This window comes from Hymenobacter sp. BT559, from assembly GCF_017571525.1.
In the GTDB taxonomy this organism is placed as follows: Bacteria; Bacteroidota; Bacteroidia; order Cytophagales; family Hymenobacteraceae; genus Hymenobacter; species Hymenobacter ginsengisoli.
In genome coordinates this window covers 167,443-192,052 of sequence record NZ_JAGETY010000002.1, presented here as the reverse complement: position 1 = coordinate 192,052, position 24,610 = coordinate 167,443, and the positions used below count along the sequence as shown (strand labels likewise).

Annotated in this window: 19 protein-coding genes; 8 read left to right on the top strand and 11 right to left on the bottom strand. The window is 61.6% G+C overall.

The genetic code is table 11. The features are described from left to right. Positions 1-29: 29 nt before the first annotated feature. Both ftsA and ftsZ read left to right on the top strand, forming a co-directional pair. Complete coding sequence (gene ftsA, locus J4D99_RS03425; RefSeq protein WP_208130309.1) at positions 30-1,448, top strand: cell division protein FtsA; 1,419 nt, start codon at positions 30-32, stop codon at positions 1,446-1,448. A gap of 108 nt (positions 1,449-1,556) precedes the next feature. Then, positions 1,557-3,083, top strand: a complete 1,527-nt coding sequence (gene ftsZ, locus J4D99_RS03420) for a cell division protein FtsZ (protein WP_208130308.1) — start codon at positions 1,557-1,559, stop codon at positions 3,081-3,083. Between the two features lie 161 nt (positions 3,084-3,244). Here ftsZ and J4D99_RS03415 read toward each other — a convergent pair whose 3' ends face one another. The 7 genes from J4D99_RS03415 to J4D99_RS03385 form a co-directional block, all read right to left on the bottom strand. Beyond that, positions 3,245-4,375 (bottom strand): cytochrome-c peroxidase, encoded by a 1,131-nt coding sequence (locus J4D99_RS03415; RefSeq protein WP_208130307.1) that lies wholly within the window; start codon positions 4,373-4,375, stop codon positions 3,245-3,247. Positions 4,376-4,533: 158 nt separating this feature from the next. Further along, positions 4,534-5,625 carry a cytochrome-c peroxidase gene (locus J4D99_RS03410; protein ID WP_208130306.1) on the bottom strand — a complete coding sequence of 364 codons (1,092 nt, stop codon included), beginning with the start codon at positions 5,623-5,625 and terminating at the stop codon, positions 4,534-4,536. 9 nt (positions 5,626-5,634) lie between these two features. Then, a complete protein-coding gene (locus tag J4D99_RS03405) occupies positions 5,635-6,414 on the bottom strand; it encodes an MbnP family protein (RefSeq protein WP_208130305.1) in 780 nt (259 codons plus the stop codon). A 273-nt stretch (positions 6,415-6,687) separates the two neighbouring features. Further along, positions 6,688-7,215, bottom strand: a complete 528-nt coding sequence (locus J4D99_RS03400) for an NADPH-dependent FMN reductase (protein ID WP_208130304.1) — start codon at positions 7,213-7,215, stop codon at positions 6,688-6,690. Positions 7,216-7,302: 87 nt separating this feature from the next. Continuing rightward, positions 7,303-8,094, bottom strand: coding sequence for an SDR family oxidoreductase (locus J4D99_RS03395; protein WP_208130303.1), 792 nt, complete (start codon positions 8,092-8,094; stop codon positions 7,303-7,305). 37 nt (positions 8,095-8,131) lie between these two features. After that, positions 8,132-8,506 carry a cupin domain-containing protein gene (locus J4D99_RS03390; protein WP_208130302.1) on the bottom strand — a complete coding sequence of 125 codons (375 nt, stop codon included), beginning with the start codon at positions 8,504-8,506 and terminating at the stop codon, positions 8,132-8,134. Between the two features lie 47 nt (positions 8,507-8,553). Continuing rightward, the gene (locus J4D99_RS03385) at positions 8,554-9,162 is read right to left on the bottom strand and encodes a pentapeptide repeat-containing protein (RefSeq protein ID WP_208130301.1); all 609 of its coding nucleotides are present in this window, start codon (positions 9,160-9,162) and stop codon (positions 8,554-8,556) included. 117 nt (positions 9,163-9,279) lie between these two features. Between J4D99_RS03385 and J4D99_RS03380 the strand changes: the two genes are divergently transcribed. After that, positions 9,280-9,696 (top strand): hypothetical protein, encoded by a 417-nt coding sequence (locus J4D99_RS03380; protein WP_208130300.1) that lies wholly within the window; start codon positions 9,280-9,282, stop codon positions 9,694-9,696. A gap of 102 nt (positions 9,697-9,798) precedes the next feature. Here the strand turns inward: J4D99_RS03380 and lysA are convergent, their stop codons facing one another. Together lysA and J4D99_RS03370 are read right to left on the bottom strand one after the other, a co-directional pair. Beyond that, on the bottom strand, positions 9,799-11,013 hold the full coding sequence (lysA, locus tag J4D99_RS03375; RefSeq protein ID WP_208130299.1) for a diaminopimelate decarboxylase: 1,215 nt from the start codon (positions 11,011-11,013) through the stop codon (positions 9,799-9,801). A gap of 73 nt (positions 11,014-11,086) precedes the next feature. Beyond that, positions 11,087-14,770 carry a T9SS type B sorting domain-containing protein gene (locus J4D99_RS03370; RefSeq protein WP_208130298.1) on the bottom strand — a complete coding sequence of 1,228 codons (3,684 nt, stop codon included), beginning with the start codon at positions 14,768-14,770 and terminating at the stop codon, positions 11,087-11,089. Between the two features lie 411 nt (positions 14,771-15,181). On the opposite strand from J4D99_RS03370, the gene J4D99_RS03365 reads away from it, so the two are divergent. Beyond that, positions 15,182-15,694, top strand: a complete 513-nt coding sequence (locus tag J4D99_RS03365; protein ID WP_208130297.1) for a DinB family protein — start codon at positions 15,182-15,184, stop codon at positions 15,692-15,694. Between the two features lie 109 nt (positions 15,695-15,803). After that, a complete protein-coding gene (locus tag J4D99_RS03360) occupies positions 15,804-16,823 on the top strand; it encodes a glycosylasparaginase (protein WP_208130296.1) in 1,020 nt (339 codons plus the stop codon). A gap of 150 nt (positions 16,824-16,973) precedes the next feature. On the opposite strand, the gene J4D99_RS03355 is transcribed toward J4D99_RS03360, so the two are convergent. Further along, entirely contained in the window at positions 16,974-18,425 is a 1,452-nt protein-coding gene (locus J4D99_RS03355; RefSeq protein ID WP_208130295.1) for a Gfo/Idh/MocA family protein, read from the bottom strand. A gap of 385 nt (positions 18,426-18,810) precedes the next feature. On the opposite strand from J4D99_RS03355, the gene J4D99_RS03350 reads away from it, so the two are divergent. Further along, positions 18,811-20,370, top strand: a complete 1,560-nt coding sequence (locus tag J4D99_RS03350) for a dienelactone hydrolase family protein (RefSeq protein ID WP_208130294.1) — start codon at positions 18,811-18,813, stop codon at positions 20,368-20,370. A 25-nt stretch (positions 20,371-20,395) separates the two neighbouring features. On the opposite strand, the gene J4D99_RS03345 is transcribed toward J4D99_RS03350, so the two are convergent. Then, positions 20,396-21,472 (bottom strand): NADH:flavin oxidoreductase/NADH oxidase, encoded by a 1,077-nt coding sequence (locus J4D99_RS03345; protein ID WP_208130293.1) that lies wholly within the window; start codon positions 21,470-21,472, stop codon positions 20,396-20,398. A 169-nt stretch (positions 21,473-21,641) separates the two neighbouring features. On the opposite strand from J4D99_RS03345, the gene J4D99_RS03340 reads away from it, so the two are divergent. Next, positions 21,642-23,003, top strand: coding sequence for a Gfo/Idh/MocA family protein (locus J4D99_RS03340; RefSeq protein WP_208130292.1), 1,362 nt, complete (start codon positions 21,642-21,644; stop codon positions 23,001-23,003). 200 nt (positions 23,004-23,203) lie between these two features. Further along, positions 23,204-24,490, top strand: a complete 1,287-nt coding sequence (locus J4D99_RS03335) for a glycoside hydrolase family 2 TIM barrel-domain containing protein (RefSeq protein ID WP_208130291.1) — start codon at positions 23,204-23,206, stop codon at positions 24,488-24,490. The last annotated feature ends 120 nt before the right edge of the window (positions 24,491-24,610 follow it).

Genomic DNA, 24,610 nt, shown 5'->3' with positions numbered 1-24,610 from the left:
ACTGCTCTTTCACTGCCCACTCCGTCCCTATGCAACAAGATAAAATCGTCGTCGGTCTCGACATTGGCACCACGAAAATCTGCGCCTTGGTGGGCCGCAAAAACGAGTATGGCAAGCTCGAAATTCTAGGCATGGGCAAGGCTGTGTCGGAAGGCGTGCAGCGGGGCATCGTGCTCAATATCGACAAAACCGTGGATGCCATCAAGCGGGCCATTCGGCAGGCGGAAGAGCAGTCGGGCATTGATATTGGCGTGGTGAACGTCGGCATTGCGGGGCAGCACATTAAGTCGCTGCAACACAATGGCTCGATTACGCGGCCTAGCGGCGACAACGAGATTACGCAGGACGACGTGAACCGCCTCACGGCCGACATGTACCGCTTGGTGACGCCGCCCGGCTCGCAGATTATCCACGTGATGCCGCAAGATTATAAAGTCGACTTTGAAGGTGGGGTGACGGACCCTATCGGTATGGCCGGCGTGCGGTTGGAAGGTAACTTCCACATTATCACGGCGCAGAGCGCGGCTATCAATAATATTAATAAGTGCGTAACCAAGGCTGGCCTGGCTATTGCCGACCTCATTCTGGAGCCGCTGGCGTCGAGCGTATCGGTGCTGAGCGACGAGGAAAAGGAAGCCGGCGTGGCGCTGATTGACATTGGTGGCGGCACCACCGACCTAGCCGTGTTCAAGGACGGAATTATCCGCCACGCGGCGGTGCTGCCGTTTGGGGGCAACATCATCACCCAGGACATTAAGCAAGGCTGCAACGTGACGCCTAACCAGGCCGAGCAATTGAAGGTGAAGTTTGGCAAAGCCATTGCCGAGGAGGCTAGCGACTACGAAATCGTGAGCATTCCGGGCCTGCCCAACCGCCCGCCCAAGGAGGTGTCGCTCAAGAATCTGGCCTATATCATCGAAGCCCGCATGTCGGAGATTATCGAACTGGTGTATGCCGAAATCTACCGCATGGGTCTGCAAGACCACCTCTCGGCTGGCATCGTGCTGACGGGCGGGGGCTCGCAGCTCCAGAACCTGGAGCAGCTCACCGAGTACCTCACCGGCCTTGACACGCGCATCGGCTACCCCAACCAGCACCTGGGTAAGGGCAAAATCGAGGCCGTGAAGTCGCCCATGCACGCTACGGGTGTAGGCCTGGTGCTAGCCGGCTACCAAGGCGAAGACGAGCGCCTGGCCCGCCCCGGCTATGGCGAGGAAGAAATGACGCCCGCTCCCTACAGCTACCAAGCTGCCGCGCCGGTTTCGGCACCGGTGGTGCCTAGCTTCACGTCGGCGCCCACCCCGGCGGTGGCCCCGGCTGCCCCAGTTGCCAGCACCCCCGAGGCACCCAAGCCCCCAAAAGAGCAGCGGGGCCTCAAGTTTTTGGGCGACATCACCCGCAAGCTGAAGGGCATTCTGATTGATGATTTTGACGATAAACAATATTAAACTCATTTAACAATTATCATTTAACATTTAACAGTCGTGCTTTCTGCCGTGACAGCTTGGTTTCAACGAGCTGTTAAATGTTAAATGTTGAATGTTAAATGAAACGTTATGAATTTCACCTTCGACATTCCTGCCCAGAGCCGCTCCATCATTAAGGTGATTGGGGTAGGGGGCGGGGGCTCCAACGCCGTGAAGCACATGCACAAGCAGGGCATCAAGGACGTGGAGTTTATTATCTGTAATACCGACCGACAAGCGCTGGAAAGCTCCACCGTGCCCAATAAACTCCAGATTGGGGTAGACCTGACGGAGGGGCTAGGGGCCGGCGCCAAGCCCGAGCGGGGCCGCCAGGCTGCCCTGGAAAGCCGCGAGCAAATTCGTGAGCTGCTGAGCAATGGCACCAAGATGCTGTTTATCACGGCGGGTATGGGCGGTGGCACCGGCACTGGAGCGGCGCCGGTTATTGCGCAGGTGGCCCAGGAGCTTAATATTTTGACCGTAGGTATCGTGACGGCTCCTTTCCTCTTTGAAGGCAAGAAGAAGCGTGACCAGGCCGAGCAGGGCATTAAGGAGCTGAGCGAGCACTGCGATACGGTGCTGGTAATTCTCAACGACAAGCTGCGTCAGCTCTACGGCAACCTGACGATGGGCCAGGCGTTTGCCAAGGCCGACACCGTGTTGACGACGGCTGCCAAGTCGATTGCCGAGATTATCACGGTGACCAGCGACGTGAACGTGGACTTCGAAGACGTGAAAACGGTGATGAAGGACTCGGGCGCCGCTGTAATGGGTAGCTCTATTACGGAGGGTGAAAACCGCGCCCGCCGCGCCGCCGAGGAGGCCCTGAACTCGCCGCTGCTCAACAACACCGACATTAAGGGTGCCCAGCGTATCCTGCTCAGCATTATGTCGGGCGACCAAGCCGAGCTGGAGATGGATGAGCTCTCGGAAATCACCGAATACATCCAAGACAAGGCTGGCGAAGACGCCGAAATGATTTTCGGCCACGGCACCGACGACACGCTGGGCCAAAGCATTCGGGTCACGGTAATTGCCACCGGCTTTGCCCGCGAGGCGCATACTATCTCGACTAATAGCCGCCCCGCCGAAGCTGCGCCCGAGCTGGCTGCCGCGCCAGTAGCTGAGGCCCAGGCTCCCAGCTTCAGCCAGGACCGGCAGCCCGCGCCTGCGTCGACTGTGCCGGTAGTACCGACGTTTACGACGCCTGCCGCGCCCGAGCCGGCCCGCGTGACGTATGAGCTCAACGGCCCCACGGTTCCGGCAGCCCAAACGGGGCTAGCGGGTGCGCCCATTACCGCGCCCGGCGACCCGGTGCTCGTGACCGGCCAGGGCCAGACGCCGGGGGCTAGCCAGCCCGCGCCAGCCCCGCGCCCGCGCCCAGCCATGCTGGAGGCCCAGGCCGAAGAGCGCCGCCGCCGCTTGCAGCAGCTCAGCCAAAACCAGGGGCTCGCCCCCGATGCCACGGCCCACCTCGACACGCCCGCTTACCTGCGCCGCGGACAGAAGCTGGAGCCCGTGACGCCAAGCAGCGCCCAGAATATCTCGCGCTTCAATCTAAGCGATGACAACGAGCTACTGGGCGACAACCGCTTCTTGCACGACAATGTGGATTAACTTCTGAACCACGGATTCGAACGGATTTTTCGGATTTTGTGGACGTAAAAAAGGCCATTCGGAAGGATGGCCTTTTTTATAACCCTAGCTAGAAACCCGGCCAGCAAATCGTCCACAAAATCCGATTAATCCGAAAAATCCGCTCGAATCCGTGGTTCAGATTAATTCGGGTCTGAAAAGCGCTTATCGGCGATAAATGTTGAGTCGGTCAGGGTTTTCAGGAAGGCGATAACCTGCCGCTTTTCAGTGGCGGTGAGGTCCATGTGGGTGCCGAAGGGCGGGTCGTTGATGCCTAGAATAAGGTTGGGGTCGAGGTTGGGGCTAGCCATCTGCACGTGGTCGGAGTAGTGGTCGAGCACCTCGTCCAGCGTTTTGAAGCGGCCGTCGTGCATATAGGGCGCCGTGAGGGCGATGTTACGCAGCGTGGGCGCGATAAACTTGCCTTGGTCAACGGCCAGCTTGCTGAGGCCACCGCGGCCGGGGTCGGCGAAGGTGAGGTCGAGGCCGTTATTGAAAAACTTACCCTCGTAGTTCGACGACATCAGCGGCTGCGTGTGGCAGTGAAAGCACTCGGCCCCGCGCACCGAGCCCGGCGCAATGTGCGTGGTATAAAGCTGCAAGCCGGCCCGCTCATCGGCCGAGAAGCCGGTGCGCGTCTGCATAAATTTATCGTAGCGCGAATTGCCCGAAACAAGCGTGCGCTCAAACTGCGCCAGCGCCTTGAGCGTCAAATCGGTTGTAATGGTGTTAGTACCAAACGCAGCCTGAAACAGCGGGGGGTAAACCGCACTAGCCTGGAGCTTAGCCACGCTGGTGGCGAGCAGCTGGTGCAGCTCAATAGGGTTTTCGAGCGGCTTCTGGGCCTGCGTTTCGAGCGTAGTGAAGGCACCATCCCAGGTGAGCTGGGTGCTCCAGAGCACGTTGGTGAGCGACATGGTGCCGCGCGGGTTGGCCACGCCATCGACGCCCACCGCCAGGGGCAGGCCATCGGTAAAAGCCTTGCTTTGCTGATGGCACGAGCCACAGCTCATGGTGCCGGTGCTCGATAAAGCCTTCTCGTAGAATAGCTTGCGGCCCAGCGCCACGCCTTCGTTGGTGAGCGGATTATCGGCCGGAACGACAGGCGTCGGAAAGCCCGCCGGCACCGTGAGGGTATAAGCGGTAGGCTTGGCCGGCGTAGGGGTGGGGTCTTCGCCGCCCGAGCCACCTTTGCCACAGCTGACGGCCCCTAGCAGCGCCGCCACGCTCAGCGCTATTCCTAACCAAGATGTAGACGTAGCGCGAAAAGCCATAAGCAGCGGAATAGAACACGTGAAAATACGGGGCTTCGGCCCGACAAGGACGAAGGTCGCCAAGTTGGTTTCTAAGTGGTTGGCTGTTTGCTGCTGGGTACTCGCTGTTTAAGCGAAGCTGACCACCCACAAGTAGCAAGGTATAGTAGCTGAATGACTTAGTGTGGTGGCCCGAGCCGGTTATCAGTCAAAAAGGCCTGGTCGGTCAGCGTGTTCAGAAAGGTGAGCAAGCCGGCTTGCTCTTGGGCAGTGAGCGTGATGCCGAGCTGGCCGTCGGGCTGGCGCAGCAGTGGGTCGAGGGTGGCCGAGGGCTGCACGCCGTGGTTGTAGTGGGCCAGCACCTGGGCTAGGGTAGCAAAGCGCCCATCGTGCATGTAAGGGCCCGTGGCCGCCACGTTGCGCAGGCTCGGCACCCTGAAGCGGCCCCGGTCGGTGGGCCAGCTCGTGATGTGCGCCCGGCCTGAATCACGGGCAAACGTGCGGTCGAGGCCGTTGTTGCGAAAGCTCTCGTCGGTAAATAGGTCGGTGGCGTGGCAGCCGCCGCACTTCGCTTTGAAAACAGCTAAGCCGCTTACTTCCTGGGCAGTAAACTCGCCACCGGCTTCGTGGCGCACATACTTGTCGTAGCGCGAATTGGCCGATGTGAGGCTGGCCGTGAATTGAGCTAACGCGCGCAGAAACTGCGGCGTATCAATTTTGCCGGGCCCGTAAACGGCCGCAAAGTGCTGCTGGTAGTTGGTGTCGGCGTTGAGCCGGGCCAGCGCATCGGCCAGAGGCATGCTCATTTCGTGCGCGTCGGTGAGGGGGGCTAGCGCCTGCAACTCCAGGCCCAGCACGCCGCCGTCGGCCATGAAGCTGCGGCGCCAACGCAGGTTTTGCAGAGCCGGCGCATTGCGGGCGCCGGGCCGGCCACCCACACCTGGGCTAAAGCGAAAGCCCGGCTGCGCAAAAGCCGCCGCGACTTGGTGGCACGACCCGCACGACACCGTGCCATCGTGCGACAGGCGCTTGTCGTAGAAGAGCGCCTTGCCCAGTTCGAAAGCGGCCGCACTGGGCGGATTTTTGGCCAGGTTGTACACCATCGCCGGAAAGTTAGCGGGCTGCTCGGTGCCAGGCACAGCCAGCTCCAGGCTGGCCACCTTGCTACAGCTGGCGCTGGCCACTACCACGCCGCCCAGCGCTAGCAAGGCCGCCAGCCGCCAGTGGGCCAGCGGCTGGCGCAGGGTCCGCAGCAGGTGGGTGGCGCGCATAGTCAGTTGCTAGTTAGCCTGCACGCCGGCCACCGCAAACATGCCGGCTGCGTAGTTTTGGGCCACTTGCACCGACGCCGCACTCGGCATCATGGTAGTTGGGAACGAGCTGAGCGTGAAGCGCGTAGGCCCGTCAAAAATCTTCAGCACATCGGCCGACAGGCGAATCTTCGGGGTTGTGCCACTGCGCACTTGCAGCGTGCTGCCCTTAAATGAAGGTGCCGCCGTGACGAGGGCGCTGTAGGGCTGGCGGTAGCCGCCAATGTGGCACACCAAGGCCTTATTGGGGCTAGCCGAAGTTACGGTGCCTTCTAGCTTTAGAAAAATGTGGCCCGTGGCCCAGGCCCAGTACATAGCATTAGCCGGGTTCAGGTCGCCGGACAGGGCTAGCGGGTCGCCCTTGGTCGTGGTCGAATCAACACCTACTACAAAGCTCACCCCGGTATAGTCGCCGGTCGGCACCTTGCTGACAGTGAAGTTGGTAGAAGCCGACTTGCTGGCGTCGATGAGATGATACTCACCTGGCGCGGCGTAGGTGCTGCCGTCGGCTTTGGCAAAGGTGATGTTGGAGATATAATACTTCAGCGTGCTCACCGTGAAGGTTTCGCCACTGGCCGTGCTGTAGGCTGTGCCATCGAGGGCGAGGGGCTGGGTGCCCACCATATTAGCTAGCTCCAGCGAAACCGTGCCCACGGTGGGTTGGCTGTCAGCGTCTTTCTTGCAGCTATTGAGCACGCCCGCCGCGCCAAATACTACCAGCAGAAAAGGTAAAAGCAGATACTTTTTCATCGTAAAAGGCTGAGTGATACACGGCGTAAGAAGGGATTGAGCGCGATAACCGGCACGGCGCACCACGTCGGAAAGCTTGGCTCAACAGTACCGACGAATGAGAAACGCCCGGCGCCGGCGCTGCTGCCTCGCTAGGGGCGCGCAGCAAGGAAATAAGCGCGCAAACGTGACATAGGCGAAAGAGAAACAGGCGTATTCCAAAGATATTCCCGGCTAGGTAAGCGGCCGATGAGGAAAACGCCCAGTTGGCTGATTCGTTCGCTGAGCCGGCCCTTAGGCGGCCAGGAGCGCCTCAGCCTGCTCGCGCAGCAGTTGCTGAAATAAGGGGCTAGCCAGTTCGCCCGCGGCCGAAAGATGCTGGCTGATGCCGGGCAGGCGCACGCGCTGCGGCAGCACACTGGTGCCTAGGTAAAACAGAATATCGGTGAGGTGGCTCAGGGCCAGGGCGCCGCCCATGCCCCCGCTGCTCAGGCTGATGAGCGCCGCTTTTTTGCCCCGAATGCCACCGGGGTAGGGGAGGGCGTCGATAAACGACTTGAGCGCGCCCGGAATGGAGCAGTTGTACTCGGGCGCGATAATGACGAGTTTATCCGACTGGTTGAGCGGCTCGATAAAGCGGTTGAAATCGGGGTGCTGGCCGGCGTTGTGGTACAGGGCCACGTTGAGAAAGTCGGCCGGTAGCTCCGTCAAATCCAGAAATTGGTGGGGGGCGCCCAGCTCGGTGAGTAGCGTGGCGTAGAAGTCGGCCACAATGCGGGCGCGCGACTGAGGGCGGTTGGTGCCGACGAGAATGGTAATCAACTGCGTACTGGTTAATTGATTAATGGGTAATGATTAATGTTATCACAGCAGAACAGCATTACTCATTAATCAATTAACCATTAACCGTTAAAAAAGTCCTTTGAGCCAGCCGCCATCTACGGCCGTGGAGGTGCCAGTGATGTAGCTAGCCCGCTCGGAGCACAAAAACGCGGCGAGGGCCGCAAACTCGCGGGGCTCGCCGAGGCGGCGCATGGGTATCTCATTGGTCCAGCGCTCGCTGGCCTGGTCGGGGGTAATGCCCTCGCGGGTGGCAGCGGCGCTGGCCAGGCGCTCGACGCGCTCGGTGCGGGTATAGCCGGGCAGAATGTTGTTGACGGTGATGCCGAAGGGCGCCACTTCGTTGGCCAGAGTGCGGGCCAGGCCCGTTACGGCCGCGCGCAGACTATTTGAGAGCAACAGGCCGTCGATGGGCTGCTTCACGGCAATGGAGGTGACGTTGAGAATGCGGCCCCAGCCGCGCTCCTTCATGCCGGGCAGCACGGCACGCGTCAGCTCGACCACACTCGTGAGCAGCAGGCGCGTGGCGGCGTCCCAGGTGGCGGCGTCGTGCTGGGCAAAGGTGCCGGCCGGCGGCCCGCCCGCGTTGGTCACCAGAATATCAATCTGCCCAAACTCGGCTAGGCCGGCCTGCACCAGGCGGGCCACATCGGCGGGGCTAGCCACATCGGCAGCCACGCCCAGCACCCGGGCGCCGGTGGCCGCGCGAATGTCGGCGCAGGTTTGCTGCAAGGTGGCGTCGGTGCGGGCGCACAAAATGAGGCTAGCGCCTTCGGCGGCCAGCTCTTCGGCGGTGGCGCGGCCCAGGCCCTTGCTGGCGGCCGCCACCAGGGCTACTTTTCCTTTTAGTCCAAGGTCCATTGGTAATGACTACGTACTAGTGGTTACTGGCTAATCATTACTTTCTCAAATAGGCGTCGCTGCCATCGAGCCAGTCCTGGCGCGGGGGGCTGAATACGTCCACGTCGAGGGTGTCTTCGAGGGCCTCGGCTTTGTGGGGCAGGTGCGAGGGAATGGTGAGCACCTCACCGGCCCGCACAATAACCTCCTGGCTTTCGTCTTCGCCGAGGTGAAAGCGCAGGGCGCCTTCTAAGATGTAGGTAATCTGCTCGTTGTGGTGCGAGTGCTTGGGCACGATAGCGCCCTTCTTGAGGTACACGTGGGCGAGCATCATCTGGTCGCCAGTGATGAGGCGGCGCGCAATGGTGTCGGAAAGCTCGTCTTTGGGCATATCGTCCCAGCGGTAGAGCGTGGCGGGTGGAATCTCAGACATGGTAATGTGGGTGGATAAGGAGGAATGCAAAAGAACGTCAGCCAGGCTTAGACTTCTACTACCAGCTCGTATTTCGTGAGCAGGCCCGGCAGGCCAGCCAGTGCAAAGCGGGCACCCGTAAGCACGTTGGCCTCGGGGTCGAGGCTGTAACCGGTGGCAGTGGTGAAGTCGGCGCCCCCTAGCCGCGTATCGTGGAAGACGGTGCCCGCGAGGTCGCAGCCCGCAAATACGGCACCCGTGAGGTCGGCGTTGGTAAAGTCGGTTTCGGGCAGCTGGCAGCGCTCGAAGCGCGTACCCGCCAGCTTTTTACCGGCAAAGGAGGCGTAGCGCAGCTGGCAGTCGTCGAAATGCACGCCAAACAGCATATCCTGGCAAGCTGCAAAAGCCACGCCCAGCAGCTTGCAGTCGGCAAAAGCTACATTTTGCAGGGCCGTATTACTGAGCTTGGCCGTGGTGAGGTTGCAGCGCTCAAATAGACAGTCCTCGAAGCGCAAGCCCGCTAGATTAGCCTCGGCCAGCTCGCAGTTCACAAACCGACACTGCTCAAACTCACGGCCCAGCGCCAGCAGCTGCGGCGCGCGGAGGCCAGCGAGCACGTTTTCGGCCGGGAAATAATCGGGTTTGCGCAGGGCAGTAGGTTTGCGGCGGGGCTTCATGCGGGGCGAAATAATGGGCTAGCCCCCTAACCTACGGCGCAGCTCGGTAGTTTAAGATGAGTTAGCCAGGTTTTGGCCGTGCGGCCCAGGCTGGCCAAGCGGGACTGGCCCGTTGATATGACTGCAGCTTCCCGCACTATCTATTTTAAAAACAACGTGGGCTGCCTCTGGGAAGAACCCGGCGGCTACCTGCGCCTCGACTATCACAATGGCCCACGTGAAGAGGCGCAGTTTCGGGCTTTGCTCACGCATGTGCGCCAGGCCATGCAGCGCCACGGCTGGAGCCGCCTGCTCGTCAATCAGCAGCAGATGAATGCCTTAACGCCCAGTGAAGAAAGCTGGATGATAAACGAATGGCTGCCCCAGGCAGTGCTTGAAAATGGCTACCGCTACGGGGCCGTTATTGTGGCCCACGACGTATTTGCCCGCCTAGCCATGACGGGCATCGTGCTAACGAGTCGCAAGCTGGGCCACACCTACCGCAACTTCGAGCACGAAAAGGAAGCCGTAGACTGGCTACTGGCGCAGAAATGAGCCTGATGGACAGGCGCGCTCTAACCGAAGCCGGTAAGCCAGCTGACCGGTTGGGCGCCGGCTAGCCACCGTAGCAGGCAGAACTACTGCACAGCTTATGGCTTATTCGCTGACCTGCCCCGCCAGCAGGTCTTCAAACACCTGGCGGCGGCGGATGAGGCGCGGCGCGTTGTCGCCATCGAGCAGCACCTCGGCCGGGCGCAGGCGCGAGTTGAACGAGCTGCTCATCTCGAAGCCATAGGCGCCGGCGTTGTGAAAGACCAGGATGTCGCCCTCGCGCACCTCGGGTAGCAGGCGGTCCCAGGCAAAGGTGTCGGTTTCGCAGATGTTGCCGACCACCGTGTACAGCCGCTCGGGCCCATTCGGATGCGAGAGGTTGGAGATATAGTGATACGCGTCGTACATCATGGGCCGTATCAGGTGGTTGAAGCCCGAATTGACGCCCGCAAACACCGTGGCGGTGGTGTGCTTCACGGTTGATACCTCCACTAGTAAGAAGCCCGCCTCGCTCACCAGGTACTTGCCGGGCTCAAACCAGGCTTCGAGCGGTCGGCCATACTCTTTTTCAAACTCGGCAAAGGCGGCTGCCACCTGCCGGCCGAGGCTAGCCACGTCGGTTTCGGGGTCGCCGGGCTTGTAGGGCACTTTAAAGCCTGAGCCCAGGTCCAGAAACTCAAGCTGCGGGAAGCGCCGGGCGGCGTCGAACAAGATATCGAGCGCCCGCAGAAACACGCCCACATCTTTGATTTCGGAGCCTGTGTGCATGTGCAGGCCGCGCACGTGCAGGCCAGTGCCCTTCACCACGCGCTCGAGGTGGCGCAGCTGGTGAATGCTAACCCCAAACTTGCTGTCGATGTGGCCGGTCGAGATTTTATAGTTGCCGCCCGCCTCAATGTGCGGGTTCAGGCGCACGCATACCGGGTACGAGCCGCCGAAGGTGGCCCCAAACTGCTCGAGCAGCGACAGGTTGTCGATGTTGAGATTTACGCCCAGCTCCTTGGCCTCTACCAGCTCGCTAAAGGCCACGCTGTTGGGAGTGAAGAGGATATTCTCGGGCTGAAAGCCGGCATGCAGGCCTAGCCGCACTTCGTTGATGCTCACGCAGTCGAGGCCCGCCCCCTCGGCCAGCAGCACTTTCAGAATGGCAACGTTGGTAAGCGCCTTGCAGGCGTAGAAAAAGCGCGTGGGGTGGCCGCTAAAGGCCGCCGTGAGCTTGTGGTACTGCGCCCGAATGGTATCGGCCTGGTACACGTAGAGTGGGGTGCCAAACTGCTCGGCGGCAGCCAGCAGGGCCGAAGTAGGAAGTGCGAAGGACATAGAAAAAGCCAAAGCGGCTGCCTGGCCGCTTCGCAAAGGTAGGGCCAACTTGCTAGGGGCAGCCGGGGCTTGCTTAGTAAACGACCGTAATCGGCCCGGTGAATGATTTGCTATTGCCAAGCGTGATAAGGTAGTAGTAGGTGCCAATCGGCGCAGGCTGGCCGTTGATGGTGCCGTTCCACTCGTTGCCCTGGCGGTAATTCGTGGCTTCAAAAATCTTCGCTCCCCAGCGGTTGAACACGATGACGCGGTTGTTGGCGTACTGGCCGATATTGTCAATTTGCCAAGTGTCGTCGGTATTGTCACCGTTGGGCGAAAAGGCGCTGGGAATACGCACCCGGGGCAACACCGTTATGGTAACGGGGCTGGTACTGCCGCAGTAGCCGGCCCCGGCCGCTAGGGTGTAGGTGGTCGTGACCAGGGGAGCGGCCTCGGGTCGCAGCTGGTTGCCGTTTCTGAACGTCAGGGTTGGGGCCGGCGACCAGACGACCGGGTACGTGCCATCGGCGGTGCCTTCGAGCACCACTTTTTCGCCTTCCGTAATGATTTTATCCGGCCCAGCGCTTATCTGCACGGGCTGGGTAATGGCTACGCGCACGGCCGCCGAAGTAGCCGTGACCGGCTGGCCGCAGGAGTTGGTAGTGCCCAGCACCAGCCGCACGGCCTGGCCATCGCGCAGGGTGGTGCTGGTAAAGGTAGGGCCGGTAGCCCCGGCCACGGCCACCCCATCAACCTGCCACTGGTACTGGTATTGAAGAGCAGGACCAGCATTGGTAGCCTGCCCGAAGCTAAACGTGAGAGGAGAGCCTATGCACACCGGCAGGGCGGTTTGCAGCTGCATAGCCACGACTGGGAGGGGAGTAGACGTCAGGCTTACCCGCGCAGTTGCTACCGCTACTCCGCTGGTGCAGAGGCCGGCCGTGGGGGTCAGTTCAACCTGCACCAGGTCGCCATCGGTGAGCGTACTGCTGGTGTAGCTAGGGGCGGTGCTCACGGGCAAGCCATTCACCAGCCACCGGTAGGTGGGGGCGGTGCCAGCATTGGTGGGCGTGGGGGTAAAGGTTAAGGGGGTGCCCGCGCATTGGGCGGGCAGTGTTGGCAAAGCCACGGCTACCATGCGTAGCGGCTGGGCCGTGATGGCCACCACGTTGGAGTAGACCATGCTGCAGGCGCCCACTACTACGCGCCGCCGGAAGTAGGTAGTGGCAGCCACCGGCCCGGGCGCGTAAGCCGCGCCGGTGGCGCTGGCCAAAGCCGTCCACGTAAGGTTGTCCGGCGACGACTCCCACTGGTAAGCATAGGGACCTATGCCGCCGCTAGCCCCGCTGGTGCTGGTAAGCGGAGCCGGTACAGTGCCCGCGCACACCGTTTGGTCGGCCCCGATGGTGCCCGGCATCACAAGGGGCGTCGCAGTCACGGCAACTGTGCCGCTAGCCTGGCAGCCAGCGGCGTTGGTCACGGTCAGGGTATAGGTTTGGGTAAGGGCCGCGCTGGTGGCATTCGGCAGCGTCACGGTGGGGTTGGCAACTGTGCTACTACTCAGGCCCGTGGCGGGGCTCCAGCTATAGGTGAGGCCGCTAACCGGGGCGGCGCCCAGTTGCGCGCTGCCGCCCTGGCACAGCGTTACTGCCGCACCCGGCACTGGCACCGGCACCGGTGCAATCGTCACGGCAACGGTGCTGCTAGCCTGGCAGCCGGCGGCGTTGGTCACGGTCAGGGTATAGGTTTGGGTAAGGGCCGCGCTGGTGGCATTCAGCAGCGTCACGGTGGGGTTGGCAACTGTGCTACTACTCAGGCCCGTGGCGGGGCTCCAGCTATAAGTGAGGCCGCTAGCCGGGGCGGCGCCTAGCTGCGCGCTGCCACCCGGACAAATGGTAGCCGCAGTGCCTGCACTAGCCACCGGCAGCGGAGCCACGGTAACGGTTACCTGCCCTACGGCGGGGCAGCCGCTGCTTGTCGTGCCCGTTATGGTGTACGTTGTTGTCTGCGTGGGGCTAAGCACGAAGGGCCCGGCTCCACTCACCGGCGTAGCCCCACCTGTAACAGTGTAGGGAGCCGTGCCACCGCTTACGGTAAGGGTGGTGCTACCGCCTTGGCAAATGGGCTGGGTGCCGGCTAGCGTCAGGGTCTGAGCCGGGCTCACCGTTACGTTGCTGGTTACCAGGTCTACCAGGCAGCCATACTTCGAAACGCCCTGGGCCGTGATAGCCCCCGCACCAGCCGTAGCCCAGCGCACCGTTACGGGGTTGTCGGTGGGGCTGCCTACGATGGTGCCACCCGTCACGGCCCAGCGCACGGTGGGGGCGGTGCCTCCGCTAGCCGTGTAAGTTTGAGTAGTGTTGAGGCCACATATAGTTAAGGGGCCCGCAATGGCAGTCGGGCCCGTAGGCAGCACCACCGTGATGCGCAGCACATCGCTCGTGAGCTTGCCGGCACACCCCACATCTTGCAGCACGAGGGCTATATCGTACGGTGCGGCGCGAGCCTGGGCGCAGGTTGGGGTGAAGACAAACGTGCCCGAGACCGTGCCGCCGGTGGTGCCCGTCGCGGTGTAAGCGCCCACAGGGCTGCCCACGTAGGTAGGGCTGCCCGAGCTGCCGGCAAAGGTGGCATTGTAGCCGCTGCCGCCGTCGAGCAGGAGGCTAGTGGCAGTCAGGGTCAGCGGGTGGCCAGCCGGCTGAGTCCCCGTGACCGGAATGCTGAGGGTACTGCCAGCCTCTATGGTGTAGCTGCGGGGTAGCACTGCTGCCGGTGGCAACACGGGCGGAGCTACGGCCGGGCACAAGCCTACCAGAAGTTGAATATCGCGCCGCGTGGTGCCCAGCGATACCTCCACCCCATTGATAGTGCGATACTCTGTTACGTCCACGGCAATGCCGTAGCGGTTGCCGAGCGTGTTGCCCCCCACATACTTCGTAACGCCCGTGCTGGCGTTGAGCTTGGCATAGTAGCCGGCCCCCGTGCCCAGCGGTGTGGCGGCCGAATAGCCGCCCGAGCTGGTGTAGGGCACATAGTTGCCAGGAGGAGTGAAGGCAATGCTGCCGGCCAGCGAGCCATAGGGCTGGCCAAACGTGTACACCAGCCGGTCGCCATCGGCATCCACCGCATTGTTGAGTACAACGGTAGTGTCACCAGCACAAATCAGGCCCACAGCGTTACCCGTAAATACCGGCGAGCTGTTGGGAATAGTGGGTGGGGCTAGGGTTGAGTAGAGCCCCAGCGGATAGGCGCTGCTGGCGCTGCCCCCGCCAGCCAGGTTGTTGATGTTGGCGTTGCGGGCGCCGCTAGGAGAAGTGAGCGCGTAGAAGCCTGCGCTCGAAGCGGGCAGGCAAACAATGCCCACAAACTTTTGCAGTTGGTAGGGTTGCGAAGCGCCCGTAATGGTGCAGCCTGCCGGCACCGCAATGGTAGTGCAGGCACTAATAGAAGTTTGCGTAAGCTCGAAGCTTGAGCCAGCAATATGTGCGTTGCTAGAGCCTAGGTTAGCGGTGCCCATGGCTAGGCGGGCGCCAGTAGCCTTGTTGTAAAAATCAATGTCCAGAAATGATGTCGTGACCGGCGAGTTGCACGCCACGTAAACCGAGGCTGTAAGCTCGTAGCGGTAGGGCGCGGCGGCCGGCCCATTCGCATTGAGGTACTTATAGCTCAACTCGCCCCCTAGCAGGTGGGTAGCCAGCGCGGGCCGCGCCGCGCCCAGCAGCAAGAGCAGCACCAGATAAGGTAGCAGAAAAAAGTAGCGAAGTAGTGTTGTAATCATTGCAGAAAGGAGGAGAGCGAGCAAAAAAAGCCGGGCTGCGCCGCAGCCCGGCGGCAGTACCCCGCGAGAGAAGCAGCAGATAAGAGGATGCACCCTGAAGTACACTCTATGTGCATAGCATTAGTGCGGTAAAGCTAAGCTTCGGTAGCTAGGTAATAAAGCTCTCGGCAGATAATATTTGCAAGGGTACCAATAGCTCGCTGGTTCGCTATACGCAAAATATAAGGGGGCTTAAATGGCTGAACGTATAGAGAGTAGGCCCCTGGCATTCGGTCAGTGGCCCTGCCGTAGAGCTCCGGCTAGCCCCACGGCTTTAGTAGGCTAGCACCTTTGCTTGCCGGCGCATGCTCAGTCATCCTGGCGGGTGCTGCGCCGTAGATAGGTTTCCCCAATTCTGTATTTTTTATTTCTATGTCTACTGCCAGTTTGCCCGAAGTATGGCTGCGCGGCCCTTTGCCCGAAGTGCCACCGCTGCTGCAGCCCGTGGCCCATGCCCTGCTGCAAGCCCGCGAAGAAGTGCGTGAAATCATGGCCGATTTCCCGGCCGATAAGCTGGCCGAGCGCCCGCTGGGGCTGGCCTCGGTGGGCTTTCACCTGCGCCACCTGGCGGGCGTGCTCGACCGCACGTTTACCTACGCCCGGGGGGAGGCACTTAGTGAGGCGCAGCTAGCCTACCTGGCCGCCGAGAGCCAGCCGCCTACCCACGCCGGCGCCGTGCCGGAGCTGGTGCAAAAATTTGCCAGCCAGGTAGATAGGGCGCTTGCGCAGCTAAAAGGTACGCCGGAGAGCAGCTTGCCCGAATGGCGCGGCGTAGGCCGGGCGCAATTGCCAAGCACCGTAGTCGGCTTATTGGTGCATGCCGCCGAGCACACTACCCGCCACGTGGGGCAGCTGCTGGCTACGGCCCGGGTAGTGCGGCAATAGGTACCTGGAAGCTTCGCGCTATGGGTCGCTTTGCAGCAATTTCCGGGTGAGCGTACTAGCTTTGGCCGGGCCTGGGTAGGGCCCGCAGTGCGGCGCACGCGCAACTCTTATGGCGAATCGTAGAAAATTTCTGACATCCTCGGCAGCCGGGCTAGCCCTGCTCGCCGCCCCCACGGCTGGGCTCACGGCCGCCCCGCGCCCCAATGTGCGCGGCAAAGCCCTCGTTATTTCGACCTGGGATGATGGCATTGCTGCCAACCAGGCCGCCTGGGAAATCCTGAAAAAAGGCGGGGCCGCGCTCGACGCCGCCGAGGCCGGCGTGATGGTAACGGAGTCGTCGCAAAACTGCTGCGTGGGCCTGGGCGGCAACCCCGACCGCGACGGCATCGTGACGCTCGACGCCTGCATCATGGACCACCGCTTCAACTGCGGCAGCGTGGCAGCCTTAGAGCGCATCAAGCATCCCATCAGCGTGGCGCGCCGCGTGATGGAAAAAACGCCCCACGTAATGCTAGTGGGCGAGGGCGCCCAGCAGTTTGCCGTGGCCCAGGGCTTTCCTTTGGAGCCTAGCCAGCTCAGCCCCGATGCCGAAAAGGCGTATAAAGAGTGGCTGAAAACCAGTCAGTACAAGCCCGTTATTAACATCGAGAATAGCGGCAACCGCAAAACCGGCCCCGTGGGTGGCCCCCAAAACCACGACACCATTGCGCTGCTAGCCCTCGATGCGACCGGCAACCTCAGCGGCAGCTGCACTACCAGCGGCATGGGCTTTAAGATGCGCGGCCGGGTGGGCGACTCGCCCATTATCGGCGCGGGCCTGTACGTTGATAATGAGGTGGGTGCCGCCGCCGCTACCGGCCAGGGCGAAGACGTCATTCGCATGGCCGGGGCGCACACCGTGGTCGAGCTTATGCGCCAGGGGCTGTCGCCAATGGCCGCCTGCCGGGCGGCGGTCGAGCGGGTGGCGCGCATCAAAGGCGCTCAGGCTAAGGACATCCAAGTCTGCTTTATTGCCGTGAACAACCAGGGCGTGACGGGCGCCTACGCCCTGCAAAAAGGATTCAGCTACGCCCTGTGCAACGCCGCTAACCAGCGCCAGCTGTTCAAAAGCGAGTACCTGCTGAAGTAGGCAATTGATTATTGTGGAGCTGGATGGTGGGTAAAAAGGAACGTCATGCTGCGCTTGTCGAAGCATCTCTACCGCGCCGCTAGGGTGCTGTTCGGTAGAGATGCTTCGACAAGCGCAGCATGACGTTTTATTTTACTTGGTAATCTTACGCTAGGCCAGCTTGAAGCCGGGGCGGTAGGTACGCTTCACAAACTGATTCACCTCATCGAGGTTGGTAATGCGCATCTGCTGATTGTCCCAGAGCAGCTTGCGGCCGCGGCCGGGGTAGTCGAAGCCCTGGCCGCTGGCCCGTGGCTTTTGCAGGTCGTAGCCGCGAATAGCCAGGTTGGCCATTAGCAGAGCCTCGGTGAGCGGGCCGGCCAACTCGAAGGGCGAGCTCACCTTCATTTTGCCGGCGCCGGCCAGGCAGGCTTCTACCCATTGGCCGTAGTGGCCGTTGGCCTGGCCGGGCACCCTAGCCAGGGTCTGGGGCACTTTTACCTCCTGGTTGCGCGAAAGTGGCAGCAGGCGCGGGTCGGCGCCGTAGGTACTGGCCATCATCTTGCCCTTGGTGCCAATGAAAAGCGTGCCGTTGCCGCCATCGCCAAACAGCTCGTTGGGGCCCAGCTCGTCGGGCCGCTCGGGCTGAATGCCGCCGTCCATCCAGTGCACGGTTATGTCGCCCTTGGTTTTAGCGGTTTTCGGGAAAGTGAGTGTAACGTGGCTGCTGGGCGGGCAGCTATCGGGGAAATAGCCGCGCTTAAACTCATCTACATATACACTGCCTACGCTGGCCTGCACGGTGTTAGCATACTGCAAATCGAGCACCCGGAAAGGCGCTTCGAGCAGGTGGCAGCCCATGTCGCCAAGCGCGCCGGTGCCGTAGTCCCACCAGCCGCGCCAGTTGAAGGGCACCAGCTTATCGACGTAGTCGCGCTGGGGCGCGGTGCCTAGCCAGAGGTCCCAATCCAGCTCGGGCGGCACGCTCGCCTTGGTAGTAGGCCAGGCAATGCCCTGGGGCCACACCGGCCGGTCGGTCCAGCAATAAATAGTGTGCACATCGCCGATAACACCGGCATCGTACCACTCCATCAGCTGGCGCACGCCATCGTTGGAGGCGCCCTGGTTGCCCATCTGGGTCACCACTTTGGGGTAGCGCCGGGCGGCTTCGGTGAGGGAGCGGGCCTCGTATATATCGTGGGTTAAAGGTTTTTGCACGTACACGTGCTTGCCGAGCTGCATGGCGGCTAAGGTCGTCACGGCGTGGTTGTGGTCGGGCGTCGATACCGACACAGCATCGAAATGCTTATGCTCCTTGTCGAACAGCTGGCGCCAGTCCTTCACGTATTTAGCCTGCGGAAAGGCCTTGCGCGAGTTGGCAGCGCGGCGGTCGTCTACGTCGCAGAGATAGGCGATGCGGGCCTTGCCGGTTTTGGCAAACATGGCAATGTCGCTCTCGCCCTTGCCGCCCACGCCCACGCCGGCAATGATAAGCTGGTCGCTAGGGGCGGTGTAGCCCTTGCCGCCCAGCACAAAGCGTGGTACTATAAGAATACCGGCCGTGGCGGCCGCACCTTGCTTGAGAAACGAACGCCGGGACGGCTCTTCGGGAAGCTGACTCATAAAGAGGGGGTTGGATGGGGAAAAGGTGGCCGAAAAGGTACGCGTAAATACTGCTTTTTTCGTCCTCTTTTCACAATCTTCACAGTAGTAGCACAGCGTCTGCTAAGCTGACTGAGCTGGAGTAGCTAGGGCAACCACCTAAAAATGGCCGCAAGCGGAAGCAGGCGCCCCTCGTGCGAAGCCTCTGGTTACCGTTTCTGGCTGAAAGTGTTATGGATTGTGTCAGGTGATAAATCGACATTCTAGACGCTTGAGCACAGCTGCTGCGCGTACGCTTTATTGGACAGTACCCTGTGATACAAAGTAGCTGTTGTATTTTTTTATCGCTTCTTTCAGGACTCGCTAGGCCTGGCTGAGCACCCCTAACCTCCTTTTCACTGCACCCATGTTACGCTCGTGGCTTTTGCAAACTGCCTTATGTGTCCTCTTTTGCAGCCTTGGCTATGTGGCCCAGGCAAGTTCTGGCCCGGCCAACCTCACACCCGGTGCCTACGGTGTGGGCTTTAGGGTAGTGCAGCAATATGATTACAGCCGCTCTTATAAGGAAAAGACGGACCTGGTAACGGGCAAAGCGTATGTGGGCGAACGGGCCCGGCCCGTGCAAACGCTGGTGTGGTATCCGGCAGCGAAAGGCGGCACGCCCGTGCGCTACGCCGATTATATGTGCACGCAGGCCACTGATGAGGTATTCGAAAAGACGGAGGCTCAGATTGCGGCGTTTATGGCCGAGCGGCAGCAGGTGGCCGCTAGGGTAGGGCCTAAGCAGGCACAGGCGATACTAGGGCAGCGTATGTGGGCCGTGCCGAACGCCCCGGCCACGGCAGGCAAATTTCCGGTGGTCATTTATGCCCCAGGGGGCGGCGGGGTGGCGCACGAAGCGGCCGACCTCTGCGAGTACCTCGCCAGCCACGGCTACGTGGTGCTGGCCAGCCGCAGCCTCGGCACCCACACCAGCCTCATGAACTTCGACCAGCAGGGGCTAGCCACGCAGGCTGGCGACATCGCCTTTCTGCTGGCCTACGCCCATAGCCTGCCGCAAGCCGACATGAGCCACGTGGCCGCTGCCGGCTGGAGCTGGGGTGGCCTGGCCAATGCCCTGGCAGCCTCGCAAGACTCGCGCATCGACGCGCTGGTCAGCTTCGATGGTACGCAGCACCGCGACGACACCAAGGACGTCGTGCGCACGCGGCTCACCCTGCCCTGGCTGTACGTACAGCGCCGTCCCGAATCGGTGCGCGAGCTCAGCGCCAACGGGATGGAAACCACGTCTATCCTGCTCAATGAGGCCAGATATGCCGACCTCTACCACGTGGTGATGAGCCCGATGGAGCACGTAGACTTTTCGTCGCTAGCCCTGCGGATGGTCTCGCCCGACCACTTCATGGAGTATACCCGCGCCGAAGTGGAGGCCGCTTACCACTGGACCTGCCGCTACACCCTGGAGTTTCTGGACGCCACCCTGAAATCTGCCCCTAGCGGCCGCCAGTTTCTAACTCGCCAGCCTGCCCAAAACGGGGTGCCAGCTCACATAGCTCGCTTTTACCACTTGCCGGCGCAGGCTGGTTCCTTGCCCACGCCGGCCGGCTTTGCGGCGGCGCTGGCGCAGCAGGGCTTTGGCCATGCGCTCGAAGTGTACCGCCAGATGCAGCAGCAAGACGCCACGTTCAGCCTCTCCGAAGGCGCTCTCAATAGCTGGGGCTACCAGCTGATACGTGAGGCGCACGACCTGCCCGCCGCCGTGGCCATCTTCGGCCTCGGCACCGCGCTCTACCCCAACAGCTTCAATCTGTTTGACAGCCTGGGCGAAGCCGATGAGCTCAACCACGATGTAGCCGCCGCCAGCACCCACTACCGGCGCTCGCTGGAGTTGAACCCGCAGAATAGCCATGCGCAGCAACGCCTGCAGGTGCTAAGTGCGCCCACACCGGTCGTACCGGCTAATTAAAACGAGCGGCTAGCCAGGCAGTGGATTAATGCCGCGGCTTGGCGCGCTCATACTGCACGGGCCAGGCTACGTCGGCGCCCAGCGCGTGGGCCGCGTGCAGCGGGAAGTAGGGGTCGCGCAGCTCTTCGCGGGCTAGCAGCACAAGGTCGGCCTGGCCGCTGGCAATGATATTTTCGGCTTCCTCGGGCGTGGTGATGAGGCCCACGGCGCCGGTAGCTAGCCCCGTTTCGCGCTTGATGCGCTCGGCAAACTCGACCTGGTAGCCGGGGCCTACGGGAATTTTAGCGGCCGGTACGTTGCCACCCGTCGAGGCGTCGATAATGTCTACTCCGCTGCCTTTCAGCAGGCTAGCTAGCTGCACCGCCTCGTCGGCCGTCCAGCCGCCCTCGGTCCAGTCGGTGGCCGAGATGCGCACGAACAGCGGCAGCTCGTCGGGCAATACCTGACGCACGGCAGCCACTACTTCGAGCAGCAGGCGGCTGCGGTTTTCAAAGGAGCCGCCATACTTATCGGTGCGCTGGTTGCTGAGCGGCGACAAAAACTGGTGCAGCAGGTAGCCGTGCGCCGCATGAATCTCAATCACTTTGAAGCCAGCGGCCAGCGAGCGCTCGGTGGCGCTGCGAAAATCGGCGATGACCTTCTGAATGCCGGCTGCATCGAGCGCCACCGGCTGCGGGTAGTCATCGGAAAACTTAAGGGCGCTAGGGGCTACAACCTGCCAGCCGCCGTCGGCCTCGGGCACCGCGCCGTGGCCTTTGCCGTGCCAGCTGGTGTAGGTGCTGGCCTTGCGGCCAGCGTGGGCTAGCTGCACGCCCGGTACACTGGCTTGGCTCTCAATGAATTGATTAATGCGCCGCTGGAAATCAATGTGCTCATCCTTCCAGATGCCCAGGTCTTCGGGTGTGATGCGGCCTTCAGGCGACACCGCCGTGGCTTCCTGAATGAGCAGGCTGGCCCCTCCCACGGCGCGGCTGCCCAGGTGCACCAGGTGCCAGTCGTTGGCAAAGCCATCGTGGGCGCTGTACTGGCACATGGGCGATACCACAATGCGATTTTTCAGGGTAAGGCGGCGCAGGGTGAGCGGCGAGAATAGCGTAGACATAAGCAAAAAATGAGGCGCTGGCCACTGGGGCAGCGGGGTTCTAGCCAGTTTAAACCGGCCCGGCCGGCAGAGGTTGCCACAGCCGCGCTTATTGCCCGCGCCAACAACTCTCAGCTGCCTGTGGCACGTACAGACAGGCCAGCTACATCTTTTCCACAAGTTTCATTTTATGTTTCAGGATATTTCCACCGCCGAAACCCTCGACCGCGTCGCGGTCGAAACTGCGGATACGAGCTGCGACGCCTCGCGCCGCCAGTTTATCAACCACGCCGGGCGCGGGCTGCTGGTTGCCGGGCTGGCCACCGCCCTGCCGCTGGCTGCCGCCGAAGCTGCCGACCTCGACGGCTTTGACACGCCCGCGCCGCCCACCGGCCCGCTCGACATTAAGCTGCCGCCACTGGAGGCGCCTACCGACCCCAAGGCTGACCCGCTACCGAACCCCGACGCGCCCGACCAGCGCGTGGGCTACGCCATCGTGGGGCTAGGCCACCTCACGCTGGGCGAAATCCTACCCGCCTTTGGCCAGAGCAAGCACGCCAAACCGGTAGCTCTGGTGAGTGGCGACCCCGACAAAATGGCGAAGGCGGCTAAGCAATACGGCATCAAGCCCAGCAACTGCTACTCGTATCAGAACTACGACAAGCTTAAGGACAACCCCGAGGTGCAGGTGATTTACATTGTGCTGCCCAACTCCATGCACCACGAGTTTACCATTCGGGGTGCGAAGGCCGGTAAGCACATTCTCTGCGAAAAGCCGATGGCTACCTCCGTGAAGGAGTGCGAGGAAATGATAGCGGCGTGCCAAAAAGCCAACGTCAAGCTGATGATAGCCTACCGCATTCAGTACGAGCCGCTCAACCGCCTGGCCATGAAGTCGGTGCGCGACAAGCAGTACGGCAAAGTCAAGCTCCTAAACATGGTGAACACCCAGAACCAGGCCCACGACCAGCAATGGCGCCACAAAAAAGCCCTGGCCGGCGGCGGCGCCCTGCCCGACATCGGCCTCTACTGCCTCAACACGTCGCGCTTCCTGCTAGGGGAGGAGCCCGAGGAAGTGTTTGCTTATACCTACAGTACGCCCGGCGACGACCGCTTTAAGGAAATCGAAGAGAACGTGAGCTTTACGTTGCGCTTTCCGAGCGGGGTTATTTCGCAGTGTCTCAGTGGCTACGGCTCGTTCAATGCCAAGAGCTACGCCGTGCACGCCGAAACCGGCACCATCAAGATGGACCCCGCCTTTTCTTATAAAGGCCTGAAGCAGGAGCGCGTGCACGCCCCCGATGGCAAGCAGCAAACCGAGCAGCCCAGCAACCCCGACAAGCAGCAGTTTGCCCTCGAAATCGACCACATGGCCGAGTGCGTGCGCCAAAACAAGCAGCCTTACACCCCTGGCGAAGAAGGCTTGCAAGACCAGCGCATTATGGAAGCCATCTATAAGTCGGCCAAGGAAGGCAAGCCCGTAAAGCTGACTGCCGGCGTGGGCAAGCTCGACGCCTTCCGTGGCACGCCGCCTACCGAGGAGCAGGCGTAAACCTCACCCCGGCCCCCTGTCCAAAAAAGGGGAGGAGCCACGGCGGCTAGTGAGCTGCTGAAGAAAAAGCGCGTTTAGCATTCGCCAAACGTGCTTTTTTAATCATAAAAAACGTCCGTCTCCCCCTTTTTTTGGATAGGGGGCCGGGGGTAAGGTGCTGCCGCACGGCTACTTTTGCCCGCTCTACCTCTTCCCACCCCATGCAAAACCGCTTTTTTTGCTCCTGTCTGCCACTGGCAGCGCTTACCAGTACGCTAGCGGCAGCTAGCCCCCTCACCGGCCCCGTAAAAGTGACTGTGCGCCAAGCGAATGGCCGCTACGAGCTGCTACGCGGCGGCCAACCCTACTTTGTGAAAGGGGCGGGCGGCAGCCAGTACCCCGAGCGCATTGCGGCCTACGGCGGCAACTCCATCCGCACCTGGGGCACCGGCGATGCGCCCAAGGTGCTGGCCGCGGCCAACCAGAATCACCTTACCGTGATGATGGGCCTCGATGTGGCCCGCGAGCGCCACGGCTTCGATTACAACGATGCGGCGGCCGTGGCTGCGCAGCTGCAAAAGCTTAAGGGCGAAGTGCTTAAATACAAAGATGACCCGGCCGTACTGCTGTGGGGCATCGGTAATGAGCTGAACCTCGACTACACCAACCCCAAGGTGTGGGACGCCGTGAACGACATCGCCAAGATGATTCACGAAGTAGACCCCAACCACCCCACCTCTACGGTGCTGGCGGGGGCTAGCAAAAAGGAAATCGAGTATGTGAAAACGCGCTGCCCGGCCGTGGACATCTTGAGTATCAATACTTACGCCGGACTAGCCACCCTGCCCAAGCAAGTGGCCGATGCTGGCTGGACCGGCCCCTACCTCGTGACGGAGTGGGGGCCCACCGGCCACTGGGAGGGCCCTCAAACGCCTTGGAAAGCGTCGGTAGAAGAAACCAGCAGCCAGAAAGCCGCCGTGTACAAGAGCCGCTACGAGGCCTCTATACTCAAGGACCGGGCACACTGCCTGGGCTCCTATGTATTTCTGTGGGGCCAGAAGCAGGAGCGCACGCCCACCTGGTATGGCCTCTTCACGGAAGACGGTCAGGAGACCGAGGTAATGGACGTGTTGCAATACGAATGGAGCGGCCAGTGGCCGAAGAACCGCGCCCCGCATATCGCTAGCTTTCAGCTAAATGGTAAAGCAGCTACCGATGGTATCTACCTCAAGCCTGGCCAGGCCGTGCCCGTAGCGGCGGCCATAACCGACCCCGAGCACGACGCGCTCACGTATCAATGGGAGCTACTGCCCGAAAGTACCGACCTCAAGCAGGGCGGCGACCGCGAAAGCCGTCCTGGCCCCGTGGCGGGTGCCGTGCCGGCCGGCGCCCAGGGCCAGACCACACTCACCGCGCCCACCCAGCCGGGCGCCTATCGCCTGTTCGTGTACGCCCACGATGGGCACGGCAACGTGGCCACGGGTAATATTCCATTTATGGTGCAGTAGCGCGAAGCTTCTTTCGCACTACTTGTTAATTCAAAAATCCTCCCTACCTTGCCGCCGCAAACAGCACAACTCATGTTCAGCAACCGCTACTTTTTTGGCTTCTATTATTTTACGCCGCCC